This window comes from Phenylobacterium sp. (assembly GCF_030645195.1).
GTDB lineage: Bacteria > Pseudomonadota > Alphaproteobacteria > Caulobacterales > Caulobacteraceae > Phenylobacterium.
Genome location: NZ_JAUSLW010000035.1, coordinates 1 through 2,056, shown reverse-complemented (window position 1 = coordinate 2,056; position 2,056 = coordinate 1). Strand labels below are relative to the sequence as shown.

General features: G+C 69.3%; 2 protein-coding genes and 1 pseudogene. All 3 read left to right on the top strand.

What is annotated here, in order from left to right; genetic code table 11:
- Nucleotides 1-925, top strand: a 925-nt coding sequence (trpB, locus tag Q7T09_RS03185; protein ID WP_304697549.1) for a tryptophan synthase subunit beta, incomplete at its 5' end; no start/stop codon positions are given.
- Nucleotides 922-1,755 carry a tryptophan synthase subunit alpha gene (gene trpA, locus Q7T09_RS03180; RefSeq protein ID WP_304697547.1) on the top strand — a complete coding sequence of 278 codons (834 nt, stop codon included), beginning with the start codon at nucleotides 922-924 and terminating at the stop codon, nucleotides 1,753-1,755. The genes trpB and trpA, both read left to right, overlap by 4 nt.
- Nucleotides 1,756-1,762: 7 nt before the next feature.
- Nucleotides 1,763-2,056: pseudogene (locus Q7T09_RS03175) on the top strand (acetyl-CoA carboxylase carboxyl transferase subunit beta); the annotation flags it as partial.

Genomic DNA, 2,056 nt, shown 5'->3' with positions numbered 1-2,056 from the left:
GATCAACAACTGCATGGGCCAGATCCTGCTGGCCCGCCGCATGGGCAAGACCCGGATCATCGCCGAGACCGGCGCCGGCCAGCACGGGGTGGCCAGCGCCACCGTCTGCGCCCGCTTCGGCCTGCCCTGCGTGGTCTATATGGGCGCCGTGGACGTGGAGCGGCAGAAGCCCAACGTCTTCCGCATGAACCTGCTGGGCGCCACCGTGGAGTCGGTGACCAGTGGCTCGGCCACGCTGAAGGACGCCATGAACGAGGCCCTGCGCGACTGGGTCACCAATGTCGCCGATACCTATTACATGATCGGCACCGCGGCCGGCATGCACCCCTATCCGGAGATGGTCCGCGACTTCCAGTCGGTGATCGGCCAGGAGGCGCGCGCCCAGATCCTCGAGGCCGAGGGCCGGCTGCCGGACGCCGTCGTGGCCTGCGTCGGCGGCGGCTCCAACGCCATCGGCATCTTCCACCCCTTCCTGAACGACGAGGACGTCGCCCTGATCGGGGTCGAGGCCGCCGGCGAGGGCATGGAGACCGGACGCCACGCCGCGGCCATCAATGGCGGGCGCCCCGGCGTCCTGCACGGCAACATGACCTATCTGCTGCAGGACTCCGAAGGCCAGATCACCGAGGCCCACTCCATCTCGGCGGGCCTGGACTATCCGGGCATCGGCCCCGAGCATTCCTGGCTGCATGACGTGGGCCGGGCCAGCTACATGACCGCCACCGACACCGAGTCCCTGGACGCCTTCAAGCTGTGCGCCGAGCTGGAGGGCATCCTGCCGGCCATCGAGAGCGCCCATGCCCTGGCCCGTCTCGCCGACATCGCCAAACAGGTGGGCAAGGGCGGGATCGTGGTGCTGAACCTGTCGGGCCGGGGCGACAAGGACGTGGCGACGGTCGCCGCCCACCTGGGACGCACGATTTGACCAAGGCTCGTATCGACGCGCGTTTCGCCGCGCTGAAGGCGGAGAACCGCGCCGCCTTCGTGGCCTATGTCATGGCCGGCGACCCCGACTACGACACCGCCCTGGAGATCCTCAAGGGCCTGCCGGCCGCCGGCGCCGACCTGATCGAGGTGGGCTTTCCCTTCTCCGACCCCATGGCCGAGGGCCCGCCGATCCAGCGCGCGGCCCTGCGCGCCCTGGACAAGGGCATGACCCTGTCGAAGACCCTGCAGCTGATCTCCGAGTTCCGGAAGGGCGACCAGACGACGCCGATCATCCTGATGGGCTACGCCAATCCCCTGGTGAACCGAGGTTTTTCCACCTTCGCCAAGGACGCCGCGGCGGCCGGCGCCGATGGCCTGATCGTCGTCGACATCCCGCCGGAGGAGGCCGATCCCCTGGCCGACGCCCTGGACGCCGAGCAACTGTCCCTGCTGCTGCTGTCGACCCCCACCAGCGACGACGCGCGGTTGAAGGTGATCCTGAAGCGCACCTCGGGCTTCGCCTATTACGTCTCTGTGGCCGGCGTCACCGGGGTGAAGGAAGCCGACGCCGCGGTGGTGGCGCCCCATGTGGCCCGGGTGCGGGCGGCCTCGGGCCTGCCGGTCTGCGTCGGGTTCGGCATCCGGACGCCGGAGCGCGCGGAAGCCGTGGCCCGCGTCGCCGACGGCGTGGTGGTGGGCTCGGCCCTGGTCGAGGAGATCGCCCAGGGCCTGGCAATGAACGAAACCGTGACCACGCGGGTCCTTTCCAAAGTGGAATCCTTGGCTAAGGCTGTGCGCTTCGCGCGAGTCGCTAGCCCGACGGTGTAGAATCCTCATGGCGATGGCTGAGCACAGAAACGACAAGTCCCAGAAGCCGCCGAGCGTCCCCACGCCGCGGGAGCGCGGCGGATGGCTGGCCAAGATCGCGCCGGGCGTACGCAATCTGGTGGCCAAGCGCGAAACCCCGGAGAACCTCTGGGTCAAGTGCCCCGACACCGGCGAGATGATCTACCGCTCGGACCTGGAGGCGGCCCTGTGGGTCACCCCGTCCGGCAACCACATGCGGATCGGCGCGGCCCAGCGCCTGGCCTACACCTTCGACGACGGCAGCTATGAGCGCATCGCCTCG